Raw genomic sequence first — 15,122 nt, forward strand, 5'->3', positions numbered from 1 at the left:
GCCATGGGGCGGCTCCGGGGGCGGGTCGGCTCTGTCGAGCGGTTGTCGAGGGAGCGCCACATCGCGCGGAGACCGCTTCGGCCGTGCCGGAGAATGGGGGCGGGGAGCGATCGACAGCAAACCTACCGCAGCGTGAGGGTTGCGGACACCCCGAACGAGCGGAGCGGTGCATGACGGACGAGCGGACGGCCGAGGAGGTCGAGGCGACTCTGCGCATCGGCGAGCTCGCCGACCGCTCCTCGATGTCGCTCCGGACCCTCCGCCACTACGACGAGGTCGGGCTGCTCACGCCCAGCGGCCGCACCGTCGGCGGCTTCCGCCTCTACACAGAGCGCGACGTCGACCGCCTGCTGCTCATCCGGCGGATGAAGCCGCTGGGCTTCTCGCTCGACGCGATGGCCGAGCTGCTGCGCGTCGCCGACAGCCTCGAGAGCGCAGCCACCCCGGAGGAGGCGGCCGGGATCCGCACGCGCCTCGACGCGTTCATCGCCGACGCCGCCGCCCGCCGCGCCAAACTCGAGGAGCAGCTCGCGATGGCCGACGAATTCCTGGCACTGCTGCGCGCGCGCTAGGTCTGCGCTGTCGCCGGGAGGGTGGACCTCGATGCGCCCTCTTCGAGGGCTACTCGATCAGCAGGACACCGAAGGTCCCCCGGCGGGCCTCATAACCAAGGCTCATCGACCCGAATCCGCGGTTCTCCGCCCGGATCTGCCCGCTCAGCCTGAGTTGTGCAGGCCGGGCGGTCCGCAACCGAGGTCGGGAGCGGCCCTGACGACTCGAGCGGGCCCCCCGATCCCTCTCGACCTCGGTTCCGCACAGGCGTGACGGCTCGGACCAGCACCGATCCTCGCTGGTCGAGTAGCCGCGCAGCGGCGTATCGAGACCCACATGATCAGGAGGGCGGATCTCGAGACGCCCGCTCCGCGGGCTACTCGATCAGCAGGAGTCGGGCGGGTCAGCGGGACGCGCGCGGCGGAGCCGAGCTCTCGCGCACGATCAGCTCCGGGCGCTCCGACGAGTAGGTCGAGCCTCCGCCGTCCTCCATCGCCCGCAGCAGCAGTCCGAAGCCGCGGCGGCCGAGCCCCGCGAAGTCCTGCCGCACCGTCGTCAGCGCGGGAGTCCACATCCGGGCGAGGGGGTGGTCGTCGAAGCCGACGACACTGATGTCCTCGGGCACGCGCAGGCCCGCCTCGGTGAGTCCCTTGATCACGCCCATCGCGATCTCGTCGTTGCCGCAGAACACCGCGGTGACCTCGGGGTCCTCCGCCAGCCGGTGCGCGAGGGCGCGCCCGGACTCGGGCTCCCAGGTCGCCTCGAGCGGAGTCGGCGCCTCGGCCACGCCCGCGGCCTTCAGCGCCCGGCGCCACCCCGTGGTCCGGCCGTCCTCGCGGCGCGACGGCGGCACGCGCACGTGGTGCACGGTGCGGTGGCCGAGCTCGAGCAGGTGCTCGGTCAAGGCCTGGGCGGCGTGCAGCTCGTCGAGCACCGCCTGCGAGACGCCCCGCCCACGCACGCCCGAGAGCGCGACGACCGGCACTCCGGGCGGCAGCGCCGCGACCATCGCCACGCCGGGCGGATCGAACTTCAGCACGGCCACGCCGTCGGGGCTCTGGCTCAGCACGAGCGAGAGCGCCTTCTCGATGTCGTCCGGATCGGCCGACTCGATCACCGTGATGGTGACGGTCCAGCCGCCGGCGCGCGCCTCCTCCTCGATGCCGCGGATCGCCTCGGCGTAGCCGTACTGCGACGTGTTGCCGGCGACGACCGCGATGGTGCGGGAGCGGCGGGTGACGAGGGTGCGGGCGGCGGCGCTGGGCCGGTAGTTCAGCTCGGCGATCGCGGCGAGCACGCGCTCGCGCTTGTCGGGAGCCACCTTCGCGGCGCCCGTGAGCACCCGCGAGACCGTGGGCACCGAGACTCCCGCGAGGGCCGCGACATCGGCGATGACCGGGGCTTTCGCCGCCTTGTCCCGCTTCATGTCGTCTCGCTTCCGTCCTCGGCCGTCGCGCAGGTGCAGGGCGAGCCAGGAGGGGGCGGAGGCGATCGGCACCGCGTCGGTCTCGGAGGCGCTCACTTCACCGCGCCGCTCGTGATGCCCGAGATGATCTTGCGCTGGGCGAAGACGAACACCAGGAGGAGGGGCAGGCTCATCAGGATGATATAGGAGAAGATCAGGTGCCAGTTCTGGAGGTAGAGCCCCGCGCTGGCCACCTGGTAGAGGTTCAGCGGCAGGGTGTCGAGCCGCCCGCCGACCACGAACAGCGCGTAGAAGACGTCGTTCCAGATGTACAGGCAGATGAGGATCGTCGCCGTCGCGAGCACCGGCATCAGCAGCGGCAGGATGATCGTGAAGAACACCCGGATCGGCCGCGCTCCGTCGACGCGGGCCGCCTCCTCGAGCTCCGCGGGGATCGTGCGGACGAAGCCGGTGACGAAGAAGATCACCGTCGAGAGGTACATGCCCATGTACACGCCGACCATGCCGACGGCCGTGCCGGCGAGTCCGAGCTGGCGCAGCAGGAGCACCACCGTGACCACCGCGGGCGGCAGGACGATGCCGCTGATCGCGAGGGCGTAGACGAGGGCCATGCCCCGTCCGGTGCGGCGTCCGAGGATCCACGCGGCCATCGAGCCGAGGACGAGCACGCCCAGCACCGACGGCACCATGACCAACACGCTGCCGAGGAACGCCTGCACCATGCGCCCGTCGGTGAAGACGGTGGCGAAGTTCTCGACCAGCTGCCACTGCGACGGAGCCGCGAGGTTCGGGTTCAGCGCCTCGGCCTGGGTCTTGCCCGCGGTGCTGACGATGAGCCAGAACGGCACGCCCAGCAGCAGGACGACGGCCGCCAGCGCTGCGGTCGGCTGCGCGAGGCGCGCGAGCGTCCGCGATGCTCCGGACCGGGTCCGGACGGGAGTGGGAGCAGGTGCGGCGTTCCGCCCCGGAGCGAGCTTCTCGACCATGGTGCTCACAGCACGTCCTCTCGACGACGCAGGATGCGGATGACGGGGAAGGCCAGGAGCGCCACGGCGACGAAGAGGATCAGGCTCATCGTGGTCGCCTGGGCGAACAGCCCCTGGCCGAAGGTGCGGAAGATGAAGATGTTGAGCAGCTCCGTGGTGCCGCCGGGGCCGCCCTCGGTGGTGGCCTGCACGATGTCGAAGCCGTTCATCGATCCGAGCAGCGCGGTCGCCACGTTGAAGGTCAGCGCGGGGGCGATCAGCGGGAAGCGGATGTCGCGGAACGTCTGCCACCACGAGGATCCGTCGAGCCGCGCCGCCTCGAGGACGTCGCCGCTGATCGTCTTCAGGCCCGCCAGGTAGATGAGCATCGACAGGCCCATCCACTTCCACGAGTGGATGAGGGCGACGACCACGATCGTCCAGGTCGTGTCGCCGAGCCACGCGGTCGACACGGTCTGGCCGGTGACGAACGACAGGATGCCGTTGAGCGCGCCGTCGGGCTTCAGCAGCGCCTGGAACACGTAGCCGACCGCCAGCGCCGACATGATCACCGGGATGAAGAACATCACCCGGGCGAAGCGGTTGACCCGCGTGTCCTTCTCGAACAGCAGCGCCAGGATCAGCCCGAACAGGTTCTGGAAGACCGCGACCAGCACCGCGTAGACCAGCGTCACCCGCAGCGCCTGGATCAGCGTGCCGCTCTGGAACAGGTCGACGAAGTTCGAGAACCCGACGAAGCCGATGGCCGCCTTGAAGCTCGACCAGTCGGTGAACGCGTAGACGAAGTTGAACAGCGTCGGCACGAAGAAGAAGACGACCAGCACGACGAGGGCCGGCACGAGGAAGACGAGCGGATGATCGGAGCGGCGACCGCTCGCGGCGACCGGCTTCGCGGCGCGGGCGAGGATCCGGGGTGGCGCGGCGGCTCGGGTGGTGGACACGCGGGGCACTGCCTTTCGAGAGAGGAGGAGGAGCGGGGGCCCGCCGCGGAACGGCCGGCCCCCGCGTCGAGTGGCTAGAAGCCGGTGGCTCCCTGAGCCTTCGCGAGCTGCGCGAACTGGTCCTGCGTCGCCTGCGCGACCTCCTCCGGGGTCTTCGTGCCCTGGATCATGTCGGCGAGGAAGATGTAGAGGTCAGGGTTGGCGATGGCCAGGGCCTGCATCGAGCCGACCGAGGTGCCGACCGACTCGCTCACCGAGACGAGGGCGGTGGGCACGGTGTCGGGAGTGGTGACCGACGGCTCGAGCGAGATGGTGTTCTGCGCCTCGACGAAGTCGGCGTAGCCGTCGCCGAGCCAGTACGAGAGGAGCTGGCGCGAGGCCGCCTCCTTCTTCTCGTCGCCCGTGGCGAAGGCCACGAGCGCGTTCGACTGGTCGGGGATGAACGTGCCGACGTTGCCGGAGGGCGAGATCGGGAAGAAGCCAATGGTGTCGTTCAGGGTCTCGGTGTCGGACAGCGACTGCAGCTGGCCGAAGAAGGAGTTGACCTGCACGACCATGGCCGCGTCGCCGGCGAGGAGGGCGGCGCCCTGGTCCTCGAAGGTGGCGGTCGTGATGTCCTCGTTGAAGAGGCCCTCGTCGATCAGGCCCTTGTAGGAGTCGATCGCACCCTGGATGGTCGGGTCGGTGAACTTCTCCTCGCCCGCGTTGACGCGGTCCCAGAGGCCGTCGGCCGCGGCGTCGGCGAGCTGCACCTGCACCCACCACTGGGTGGCCCAGCGGTCGGCGCCCATCTCGAAGAACGGCGTCTCGCCCGCGGTCTTCAGCTGGCGCGCGGTCTCGAGGAACGAGGCCCAGTCGGTGGGGAGCTCCGTGATCCCGTTCTCCTCGAAGACCTTCTTGTTGTAGTAGACGCCCTCGACCGCGGGGGTCGAGATGAGGGCCGCGTAGCGGGTGTCGTCGAGGGTGCCGGTGATGTCGGCGAGCGCGGGGTCGACGTCCTCGAGCCACGGGGCACCGTCGAGGCTCTGCAGGTTGGTGGTCGCGTTCAGCGCGGTGAGCTGCGAGGCGGTGGGCTGCCAGAACGCCAGGTCGGGCTTGTCGCCGGTGGCGACCTTGGTCTGCACGCCCTGCTCGTAGGGGTCCGGGATCGTCTCGATCTCGACGGACGCTCCGGTGAGCTCCTCGAAGCCCTCGACGACCGACTCCGGGACGGTGTTCGAGTTCTGGGCGGCCCAGATGGTGAGCTCGGTGCCTTCGAGGTCGGCGTCCTGAGCGGGCCAGGACGCGGGCTCGGCCGAGCCGCCGCCCGTGCCGGCGCCGGGGTCGCTGCAGCCGGCGAGGAGGAGAGCGGAGGCGGCCGTGAGGACGGCCGCGCTGAGGAGTGACTTCTTCATCGAAATACTCGAGCTTTCTGTGTGGAGAGAGGGTACGCCGGGACGGGTGGACCCGGCAGGGGTGGGGGTCAGGTGGTGCGGAGGGAGAGGCGGAAGGTGCGGGCGGAGGGGCCGGAGCCGGTGGGCCGGACGGTGAGGCGGCCGGTGGCCGGATCCCACTCGGTGCCCCACGCCGCGAGGGTCGCGGGGAAGACGACCGAGACGGCGACGTCCCGCCCGGTCAGCTCGGGGAGGTGCAGCACGATGTCCTCGCTCCCCGCGCGGCGCCAGACCGAGACGAGGTGCTCCCCGTCCGTGCGCAGCGCGAGCGCGATCGCGTCGTCCGTCCAGCCGGGCAGGCCGAGCGGCCAGCGCGGGGTGGCGGAGGAGATCGCCGCGCGGAGCGACTTGGCCGCGGCGACGGCCTCGTGCACGAGGGCGAGCTGCGGCTCCGACATGCGGTTGAGGTAGCCCGAGAGGTAGTAGCGGCCGAGCAGCCCGGTCACCAGGCAGAACGCGATCTCCTCGTCGTCCATGTCGGCCTGCGGGTAGGCCCAGCTCGCCGCCTGCTCCGGCAGGAGCATCATCGGCGCCGCGGCCGCGATCGGCGGGTAGAGCCGGAAGTCCTGCTGGTCGGAGGTCGACTGCATCTGCAGGCGCGACATCACGGCCCAGTCCTGCCGCATCGCGCCCGAGGAGCAGCTCTCGATCACCAGGGCCGGGTGCCGGTCGAGCAGCCCGTCGAGCCACGCGAGGTAGGCGCGGTTGTGGCCCAGCAGCCCGTCGCCGACGGAGTCGGAGGCCACGTCGGTGCCGGGGCCCGCGTCGATGTTGTAGTCGAACTTGAAGAAGCCGACGCCGAAGTCGGCCACCAGGCGGTCGACCGTCTCGTCGAGGTGGGCGACGGCCGCGGGGTGGCGCAGGTCGAGGTGGAAGCGCTCGTGCTCCTCGATCCGGACTCCGGACCGCTGCAGGAACGCGTCGTCGGGGAGGCGGCCGGCCATCGGGCTGTCGACGCCGATCACCTCCGGCTCGAGCCAGAGGCCCGGCACGAGGCCGCGGGAGCGGATCCGCTCGACGACCTCGCCGAGACCGCCCGGGAAGCGCGTCGCCGACGGCTGCCACTCGCCGACGCTGCTCCACCAGCCGCCGGGCACTCCGCTCTCGTCGTACCAGCCGGCGTCGATGCAGAAGATCTCGGCACCCGCGTCGGCCGCGGCGTCGATCAGCGGCAGCAGCTTCTCGGTGGTCGGGTCGCCGTCGAGGGTGTTCATGTAGTCGTTGAAGACGACGGGCAGGGCGGTGTCGTCGGGGTGGGAGCGGCGGTTCGCGCGGCGGCTCCGGGTCAGCGCGTCGATCGCGGCGTCGGCGTCGCGGCCGAGAGCGAGGGTGACGGGGACGGAGCGGAACTCCTCGCCCGCCGCGAGGACCCGGATCCAGCCGTGGTCGCGATCCGTCGGGCCCGAGAGGGCGAGCGTTCCGCCGTCGATGTCCTCGCCGACCTCCCAGCGCCAGGCGCCGTTGTGCTCGATCTGCCAGACGAGCGCCGCATCGGGGGCGATCAGGCCGCCGACGGGGAGGTCGGACCCGGTCGACCAGCTGCCGGCCGAGACCGCGCCGACCGCGCCGCGCGGGTCGTGGCCGGTGATGTCCTCGCGCAGGACGGGGAATCCGGCGTCGCGCAGCGGTGCGGTGCGCCAGCGCCCCTCCCCCAGCCAGTCGTTCTCGCCGCGGAGCAGCGACCAGCGGGTGAAGGCGTCCTTGCCGGGGGTTCCGGGGTGCGCGCCGAGGTCGGCGCTCCACGAGGCCACCGAGCGGAGGACCTGGCCGGAGAGCGCTCGGACGACCACCTCGGTCGAGACGGCCGCGACTCCGGGGACCCGCCGCAGGATCGCGGTGGCGGCGACGCCGAACGACGGCGCCTCGACGTCGATCTCGAGGATCTCGACCCCGTCGACCGTGCTCTCGCGGTGAGCGGAGTACCGCAGGGCGGCGCCGATCCGGGTGTGCGTCAGGCGGGAGGTGGCGGGGTCGTGACCGGCGGCCGCGGTGGCGATCTCGACGAGGGGAGCGACGTGCGTCGCCTCCAGGCGGACGTCCGCCGCCTCGAGGGCGACGAGGGCGACCGGGGCTCCGGGCGTGCAGTCGAAGGTCAGTCGGAGGCCCTCGCGGGTCCCCCAGGTCAGCTGCTCGGGCACAGGAGCTCCTCGTCGTCGTGGAGTGGGAAGGGCGGCGTCCCGGATTCGGGACTGGGGAGATACTGATACCGATTTCACAAAAGCGCAAGCGCGTGATGAAAGCGTTATCTTCGCAGTGCTCAGCGGCGGTGGCGAGTTCTGGTAGCGATTTCACGAAGTCCTGGTCATCACGCCGTGAAATCGCTATCGTCCCCACCTGAGGGTCCGGCCGCGGCGCCCACTCCGGCACCGACCGGATCCTCTCCCCCGCCGGCACGTCCGTGCCGGCCCCGCCTCACGGGAAGAGCATTCGATGAAGAAAGCCTCCAGAACGATCGCCTGCGCCGCAGCCGCCGGCGTCGCACTCAGCAGCCTCGGCCTCGCGGCCGTCGCACCCGCCTCCGCCGCCGACGGGACCGAGACCCTCGCGGTCGACTTCTCGCAGTCGACCGGAGCCTTCCGCGGAGGTGCCACCGGCACGCTCTACGGCTTCGGCGACGCCGGAGCGCCCACCCAGGCGCTCATCGACGGCGCGCACATCACCAACACCTCGCAGAAGGCCCCCTACGGCACGCAGCACCCCAGCGGCGACTCGCTCAAGGTCGAGGACGGCTTCTTCGCCAAGCACGGCGAGGACATGTACATCTACACGCAGGACTACTACCCCGACTGGGCGTACAACGGCGGTCGGCGGCCGGGCGACACCCGCACCTACGACCAGGCGACCGGCACATACACGAGCACGCCCAACGGGGTGTGGGACTACCTCGAGATCGTCGAGTTCGTGACGGAGGCGGTGGCGACGCAGTCCGACCGCCCCGAGGACTACGTGCACATCCCGTTCAACGAGCCCGACGGCGGCAACTGGTACAACGACTGGGGCGCGCTGAAGGACACGTTCCTGGCCGACTGGGACGCCGCCTACGAGAAGATCCAGGAGGTCTACGCGCGGCACGGACTCGGCACCGCGCGCGTCGGCGGCCCCGGCGACGCGGCCTACCAGCCCGTCCGCACCGCCGACTTCCTCGACCACGCGAAGGCGTCGGGCACGCTGCCGCAGATCATGATCTGGCACGAGCTGGGCATCGACAACCTCGCGACCTTCCGCTCGCACCTCGAGCACTACCGCGGTCTCGAGGACGCCAGGGGCATCGCCGACATCCCGATCAACATCACCGAGTACGGGATGCTGCGCGACATGGGCACGCCCGGTCAGCTCATCCAGTGGCTCGCGATGTTCGAGGACGAGAAGGTCGACGCGCAGACGGCCTACTGGAACTACGCCGGCAACCTCTCGGACAACAGCGCCCGCGCCAACGCGGCGAACGCCGGCTGGTGGATGTTCAAGTGGTACGGCGACCTCGAGGGCGCCGACACCGTCGCCGTCACTCCGCCCCAGCTCGACGTCGCCGACACCCTCCAGGGCATCGGAGCGGTCGACACCGTGAACAAGCGCGCCACCGTGCTCTACGGCGGCGCCGACCTGGGGAACGTCGCGCTCGACCTGAACGGCCTCGATCCCGCCGTCTTCGGCACGAGCGTCGACGTCGAGGTCCGCGAGGCGACCCTCTCGGGCGCCCAGGGTCTGCACGGCACCCCCCGCGTGGTCGCGGCGGTCGACGGAGCAGCCCTCGCCTCGGGCTCGCTCGATCTGTCGATCCCGAGCTACGACCGCTACGCCGCCTACCAGGTGGTCATCACTCCGACCCAGGACCGCGTCGTCACCACGACCTCGGTCTGGCAGACGAGCATCGAGGCCGAGAACACGGCTCTGACCGGGGCTCAGGCGTACACGCAGAACCCGACCGACGGCGGAGGATGGAAGTTCCTCGCCTCGGGCGGCCGCGACGTCGGCGGCTTCAACAACGCCTCGTCGAAGGCGGACTGGACCGTCACGGTGCCCCGGGACGGCACCTACCGCTTCCAGGTGATCGGATCCACGCCCGGCGTCCCCGGGCGCCACGCGCTCTTCGTCGACGGCGCGAAGAACCAGCTCGTGCAGTACACGGCCGATCTGGCGCTGACGAACACCCAGAAGTGGCAGTACCGCGGCAGCACCGAGGTCACCCTGCAGCTCACCGCCGGGCAGCACGTGCTCTCGCTGCGCGCGAGCGAGAACGGCACGACGGTCCTGCCGAACGCCGACATCACGCTCGACAAGCTCCTGCTGACCGACGTCACCGACGGTGAGAAGACGGTCTACCCGGCCTCGACCCTCCGCTACGCCGACGGCGCCTCCGTGGTCTACGACCGCGCAGGGGCCCGCGGCTCCGCGAGCATCTCGGGCGCCCAGCGCGCCGACGTCTACGCGAACGCCTGGCAGACGGGCTACTACGACGTGGCGCTCGACTACCGCACGACCGCCGCCTCGCGGATCGACGTGTCGGTCAACGGCCGCCAGGTGACCAGCGTCACCGCCGACGCAGCCGGCCACTGGGTCTCGACCGCGCGCCTGCACCTCTCGCAGGGCATCAACGAGATCGAGCTGCGCTCGCCCTCGGGCGTGCTGCTGAGCACCGTGACCACGACGCGGGCGGCCTCGGCCGACTCCGCCGCCGTGACGGTCGAAGCCGAGAACGCGACGCTGACGGGGACGGCCGCGGCCTCCTCCCTCGACGCGAGCACCGGCTCGAACGTGTCGGGACGGTACGTCGGCTGGGTCGGGAACGGCGCCGGCAACACGATCGAGATCCCGCGCACCGCGGGCATCGCCGCGGCGGGTCTCTACGACGTGGCCGTGACCTACTCGAACGCCGAGCTGAGCGGACGCCACGACTACAACCCGCAGGTCGTCGACCGCCGCATCGACGTGAGCGAGAAGGGCGTCGCCGGCACCTCGGGCAGCGCCTACTTCCGCTACACGATCTCGTGGAACAGCTTCTGGGAGCGGACGATCCCGGTCGCGCTGACCACCGGCACGGCTCCGATCGTCCTGGGCAACGCGACCGCGTTCGCCCCGAACATCGACCGGGTGACGATCGCCCCCGTCTCCCTCGGCGCTCCCACCACGGTGTCGGCGGCGCCGGCGCTGACGGTGCAGGCTGCCGCCTCGACGCGCTGCGTCTCGGGGAGGGTCGTGCTGACGGTCACCAGCACGAACACGAGCACGGTGCCCGTCGCCCTGCAGGTCACCACGGCCTGGGGAGCGAAGTCGGTCGCGACCGTGGCACCGGGAGCGAGCTCCGCGCAGGCGTTCACGACGCGGGCGCGCTCGGTGCCGGCGGCCTCGGCCACGGTCGTCGCCTCGGCCACGGTCGACGGCGCTCCGGCGACGGCGACGGCCGCCGCGCCGTACCCGGCCCGGAGCTGCTGAGCGGCCGCACTGCGGCCGGCGGATCGAGACCCACCACCTCCCGGAAACGGCGATCTCGATACGCCCTCTCCGAGGGCTACTCGATCAGCAGGCAGCCCTCGCTGGTCGAGTAGCCGCGCAGCGGCGTATCGAGACCCACCACCTCCCGGAAACGGGGATCTCGATACGCCCTCTCCGAGGGCTACTCGATCAGCAGGGGCGCAGTCCCTCCCTCGCTGGTCGAGTAGCCGCGCAGCGGCGTATCGAGGCCCACCGCCTCCCGGTGAGCCTGATAACTAAGGCTCACCGAACCGAGTCCGCCGTTCTCCGCCGGGATCTCCGCGCTCAGCCTTCGTTGTGCAAGCCGAGCGGTCCGCAACCGAGGTCGGGAGCCGCCCGAACGACTCGAGCGGGCCCCCGGGCTCGCTCGATCTCGGTTCCGTACAGGGACGACGGCTCGCACCGGCAGCCGCGCAGCGGCGTCTCGAGATCCTTGCAGTCCCTCACTCAGTCGCGGTCGCGGACCCGCTCGCCCCGGTCGCTCCGACGCTTCGTGACCAGGTGCAGAACGGCGCCGATGCCCAGCAGTGCCGCACCGTAGGCCCAGACGATCGGGTCCTGCTGGGTCAGCAGGAGGACGCAGGACGCGACTCCGAGCACCGGGATCGCCGTCCAGACGCGGAAGTGCTCGTGCTCGACGCGGTCGCGGCGCAGCACCAGCACCGCGACGTTCGTGCTGATGAAGACGAGCAGCAGCAGGAGAACGACGGTCTCTGCGAGCGTCGCCAGATCGCCGACGAGGGTCAGGAGGCACGCCGCCACGGTGGTCACGACGATCGCGACCCACGGCGTGCGCCGGTTCGGCAGGACCTTGCTCAGCACGGCGGGCAGCAGCCGCTCCTCCGCCATGCCGTAAGTGACGCGACTGGCCATGATCATCGTCAGCAGCGCGCCGTTGGCGACGGCGATCAGCGCGATGAGGCTGAAGAGCCAGGCCGGCACGCCCACTCCCGACGCGGTGACCACGTCGAGCAGCGGGGCGGACGACTCGCCCAGCTCGTCGGCGGGCAGCGCGATCGAGCTGGCGAGGCCGACGAGGACGTAGACGGCGCCCGCGGCGAGGAGCGAGCCGAACAGCGCGCGCGGGTAGACGCGGCTGGGGTCGCGGACCTCCTCGGCGACATTGGCCGAGGTCTCGAAGCCGACGAAGGAGTAGTAGGCGATGATCGCGCCGCTGAGCACGGCGAGGGCCGGTCCCTGCTCGCCGCCGATCTCGACGGTGCGGGAGAGATCTCCCCCGCCGCCCGCCACGAGCAGGGCGACGCAGGCGATCACGATCAGCAGGCCGCTCACCTCGATCACGGTCATCACCGTGTTGCTGAGGAGCGACTCCGCCACGCCGCGGGCGTTGAGGCACGCGACGAGGATCAGGAAGACGATCGCGGCGGGCACCGTGGGCACGTCGAGGAAGGTGCCGAGGTAGTCGCCGGCGAAGGCGAGCGACAGACCGGCCGCGCTCGTCACTCCGGCCGCGAGCATCGCGAACCCGACGAGGAACGAGACGATCGGACGGCGGAACGCGCGCTGGGCGAAGACCGCGGCGCCGCCCGCCTTCGGGTACTTGGTGACCAGCTCGGCGTACGAGCCGGCGGTCAGGAGCGAGAGGCCGAGCGCGAGCAGCAGCGGCATCCAGACGGCGCCGCCGACCTCGTTCGCGAGGGTGCCCATGAGGGCGTAGATGCCCGCGCCGAGCACGTCGCCGAGGATGAAGAAGAAGAGGAGCGGGCCGGTGATGCGGCGCTTCAGCTTCTGGCCGTCGGTCCCTGCCGCGATGGGCTCACTCGTGGTCGCCATGTCGTCCTCTCGTCGCGTGCGTCCCGGGTCCGGGCGGCACGACGGGCCACGTTAGGCCGGGGGCGGCGGGGCTGCACAGACACTTGACCGGGCGGGAGGCGGCGCGATAAGGGACGGTCGTCGGGAGCGCGTCAGTCGCGGACCACGTGGCCGCCGCCGCGTTGGCGGGCCATCTCGGCGCCCTCGCGCTCGGCCTCGTCGCGGTCGACGTGGTGCGTCAGCGGCACGCGGGCGTCGGCGATGCGGTTGTGCCAGCCGTCGTCGTCGGAGTAGGTCTCGATGGGGGCGATGCGGGTGGTGCTGGGATGCAAGGGTGCTCCTGTCGTGTCGGGTCCTCCAGGCAATCGCGGCGAGCGGCGGCTCGGGAGGGGCTTGACCGCGCGGGCGGGTGCGGCGACCGTGTCGGCCCGGCGACTCCGCACAAGTCGTCGTACTGGGGGCTCGAGTACGACGACTTGTGAGGAGTGGGCGCGCACGCGCGGGCTGCGGGGCGGGGCCGGCGACTCCGCGGAAGTCGTGCGCGCGGAGCTGCGGGGGCGGCTCCGACCGGGCTACGAGATCTTCGCGCGGAGCGCCGCAGCGGCCTCGCCCACGTCCGGCGCACCGTAGATCGCGCCGCCCGCGACGGCGACCACGGCGCCCGCGGACTGCACCGACTCGATCGTGGCGGTGCTCACTCCGCCCGCCACCGAGAACGGCACGCCCGAGGACTCGCCGTCGCGCAGCAGCGTGTCGAAGGTGAAGCCCTCCTCGGCCTGCTCGTCGAGGCCGGCGTGCATCTCGACGAACTCGGCGCCCAGGGCGACGACCTCGCGGGCGCGGGCGGCCTTGTCGGGCACGCCGATGAGGTCGACGACCACGCCCTTGCCGTGCTTCTTGCCTGCGGCGATCGCACCCGCGATGGTGCTGTCGCCGGCGACTCCGAGGACCGTCACGAGGTCGGCACCTGCCGTGAAGGCCATGTCGGCCTCGAGCTCGCCGGCGTCCATGGTCTTGAGGTCGGCGAAGACGGTCTTGTCGGGGTGGGCGTCCTTGATCGCGGTGATGGCCGAGAGGCCCGCGCTCTTGATGAGCGGGGTGCCGAGCTCGAGGATGTCGACGTGCGGAGCCGCGGCGGCGGCGAGCTCGAGGGCGGCCTCGGTGCTGAGGGTGTCCATGGCGAACTGGAGCTTCATGAGGTTCTGCTTCCTGTAGGGAGTGCGGGGAGTGCGGGGAGTGCGCGGGGTCATTCGAGGTTCGCGTGGCGCGGCCAGAGCTCGTCGGCGCTCTCGCCGCGGCGCTTCCAGAGCGCGTGGAACAGGGCGTCGCCGGTGAGCACGACGACCTGCTCGAAGAGCCCGCCCGAGTACTGGGCGGAGGCGGTCCCGGAGCGGTCGAGCTTCTCGGCCGCCGGCACGATCACCACCGCGGAGGCGAGCTCGGCCAGCGGCGACCCGGCGGCCGTCGTGATCGCGGCCACGCGCGCTCCCGCGTCGACGGCCGACTGCGCCGCGCGGACGATGCCGCCCGTGGTGCCGGAGCCGCTCGCCGTGAGCAGCACGTCGCCCTCGCGGATCGCGGGGGTGGTGACGTCGCCGACCACGTGCACGACGAGACCGAGGTGCATGAGTCGCATGGCGGTCATCCGCAGGGCGAGACCGGAGCGGCCCGCGCCGTGCACGAAGACGCGGTCGGCGTCGCCGAGCAGCGCGGCGACGGGCTCGAGACGGTCGTCCTCGGTGAGGGACGTCGCCGCCGCGGTCACCTCGGCGACGATCACGGCCAGAGCCTTCGCGGGGTCTGCGGTGGGGTCCTCGGTGTCGGGCATGACCCCAGCCTGCGCGCGCCCGGCGCGGGAGTCGGCCCCCTGATGGAGCAGGCCCGCCTACCCGGTCGGGTAGGCGCCCGCCTCGACGGATAGGACGGGTAGGTTCGACGGATGGACTCCTCCCCCGCCTCCCGCGCGCTGCTGCTCGAGCACGCCCGCACCGTCGCCGAGCAGGCCGACCGGCACGCGGTCGCACTGGAGTCGGTGCTCGCCGCCCTGCGCGCCGAGCGCCTCGACGATCGCGCGGCCCGCGCCGTCGCGATCGACATCGCGGCGAACGCCCTGGTCGAGCTGCGCACCGCGACCGACGAGCAGCGCAGCGCCATGCTGGAGCCGGTCGTGGGCGCCTTCGCGCGCCTCCGGAGCGACCTGCGACCGCTCGTGCGCTTCGGCGACCTCGACGTCCAGTTCGTGGAGCCGCCCGCCAACGGCCGCGCCCTGCCCGGCGAGGTCGCCCACGCGGCCCGCGCGATCGTCCGCAGCGCCGTGCTCGCCTTCGTCGAATCGGAGCAGACGCGGCGCGTGCGGATCCAGTGGGACTGCGACGGGCTGAACCTGCTGATCGAGATCCGCGACGACGGCCGCGGCGAGCTCACCGCCCGCGACGAGGCCCTGCGCCCCATCGCCGAGCGCGTCCGCGGCCTCGACGGAGACCTCGGCATCGCCTCCACCGCCGGCTGGGGCTCGACCCTGTCGATCCGTCTGCCCCTGGAC

Annotated in this window: 12 protein-coding genes; 3 read left to right on the top strand and 9 right to left on the bottom strand. The window is 71.7% G+C overall.

The genetic code is table 11. From position 1 onward, the window contains the following. Positions 1 to 170 precede the first annotated feature (170 nt). Positions 171 to 572: a MerR family transcriptional regulator gene (locus NB037_RS15490; protein WP_251947231.1), complete on the top strand. Its 402-nt coding sequence runs from the start codon at positions 171 to 173 to the stop codon at positions 570 to 572. A 383-nt stretch (positions 573 to 955) separates the two neighbouring features. On the opposite strand, the gene NB037_RS15495 is transcribed toward NB037_RS15490, so the two are convergent. From NB037_RS15495 to NB037_RS15515, 5 genes are all read right to left on the bottom strand, one after another. Then, positions 956 to 2,074, bottom strand: coding sequence for a LacI family DNA-binding transcriptional regulator (locus NB037_RS15495; protein WP_251947234.1), 1,119 nt, complete (start codon positions 2,072 to 2,074; stop codon positions 956 to 958). Then, a complete protein-coding gene (locus tag NB037_RS15500; RefSeq protein ID WP_251947262.1) occupies positions 2,071 to 2,964 on the bottom strand; it encodes a carbohydrate ABC transporter permease in 894 nt (297 codons plus the stop codon). Before NB037_RS15500 ends, NB037_RS15495 begins: the two co-directional genes overlap by 4 nt. Before the next feature lie 5 nt (positions 2,965 to 2,969). Continuing rightward, positions 2,970 to 3,905, bottom strand: coding sequence for a carbohydrate ABC transporter permease (locus NB037_RS15505; protein ID WP_251947237.1), 936 nt, complete (start codon positions 3,903 to 3,905; stop codon positions 2,970 to 2,972). A 74-nt stretch (positions 3,906 to 3,979) separates the two neighbouring features. Next, positions 3,980 to 5,299, bottom strand: a complete 1,320-nt coding sequence (locus tag NB037_RS15510; protein WP_251947239.1) for an ABC transporter substrate-binding protein — start codon at positions 5,297 to 5,299, stop codon at positions 3,980 to 3,982. A 68-nt stretch (positions 5,300 to 5,367) separates the two neighbouring features. Beyond that, a complete protein-coding gene (locus tag NB037_RS15515; RefSeq protein ID WP_251947242.1) occupies positions 5,368 to 7,476 on the bottom strand; it encodes a glycoside hydrolase family 36 protein in 2,109 nt (702 codons plus the stop codon). A gap of 292 nt (positions 7,477 to 7,768) precedes the next feature. Here NB037_RS15515 and NB037_RS15520 point away from each other — a divergent pair, with 292 nt between their 5' ends. Then, positions 7,769 to 10,768, top strand: a complete 3,000-nt coding sequence (locus NB037_RS15520; RefSeq protein WP_251947245.1) for a hypothetical protein — start codon at positions 7,769 to 7,771, stop codon at positions 10,766 to 10,768. 486 nt (positions 10,769 to 11,254) lie between these two features. Here NB037_RS15520 and NB037_RS15525 read toward each other — a convergent pair whose 3' ends face one another. The 4 genes from NB037_RS15525 to hxlB all read right to left on the bottom strand — a co-directional run bounded on the left by NB037_RS15525 (position 11,255) and on the right by hxlB (position 14,408). Beyond that, positions 11,255 to 12,601 (bottom strand): APC family permease, encoded by a 1,347-nt coding sequence (locus NB037_RS15525; protein WP_251947248.1) that lies wholly within the window; start codon positions 12,599 to 12,601, stop codon positions 11,255 to 11,257. A gap of 131 nt (positions 12,602 to 12,732) precedes the next feature. Continuing rightward, the gene (locus tag NB037_RS15530; RefSeq protein WP_251947251.1) at positions 12,733 to 12,912 is read right to left on the bottom strand and encodes a DUF2188 domain-containing protein; all 180 of its coding nucleotides are present in this window, start codon (positions 12,910 to 12,912) and stop codon (positions 12,733 to 12,735) included. Positions 12,913 to 13,152: 240 nt separating this feature from the next. Beyond that, the gene (hxlA, locus tag NB037_RS15535) at positions 13,153 to 13,776 is read right to left on the bottom strand and encodes a 3-hexulose-6-phosphate synthase (RefSeq protein ID WP_251947254.1); all 624 of its coding nucleotides are present in this window, start codon (positions 13,774 to 13,776) and stop codon (positions 13,153 to 13,155) included. A gap of 50 nt (positions 13,777 to 13,826) precedes the next feature. Continuing rightward, positions 13,827 to 14,408 carry a 6-phospho-3-hexuloisomerase gene (gene hxlB, locus NB037_RS15540; protein ID WP_251947256.1) on the bottom strand — a complete coding sequence of 194 codons (582 nt, stop codon included), beginning with the start codon at positions 14,406 to 14,408 and terminating at the stop codon, positions 13,827 to 13,829. Between the two features lie 111 nt (positions 14,409 to 14,519). Here hxlB and NB037_RS15545 point away from each other — a divergent pair. Beyond that, positions 14,520 to 15,122: sensor histidine kinase (locus NB037_RS15545; RefSeq protein WP_251947259.1), on the top strand; the 603-nt coding region annotated here is incomplete at its 3' end.

This window comes from Rathayibacter rubneri, from assembly GCF_023743255.1.
Classification (GTDB): domain Bacteria; phylum Actinomycetota; class Actinomycetes; order Actinomycetales; family Microbacteriaceae; genus Rathayibacter; species Rathayibacter rubneri.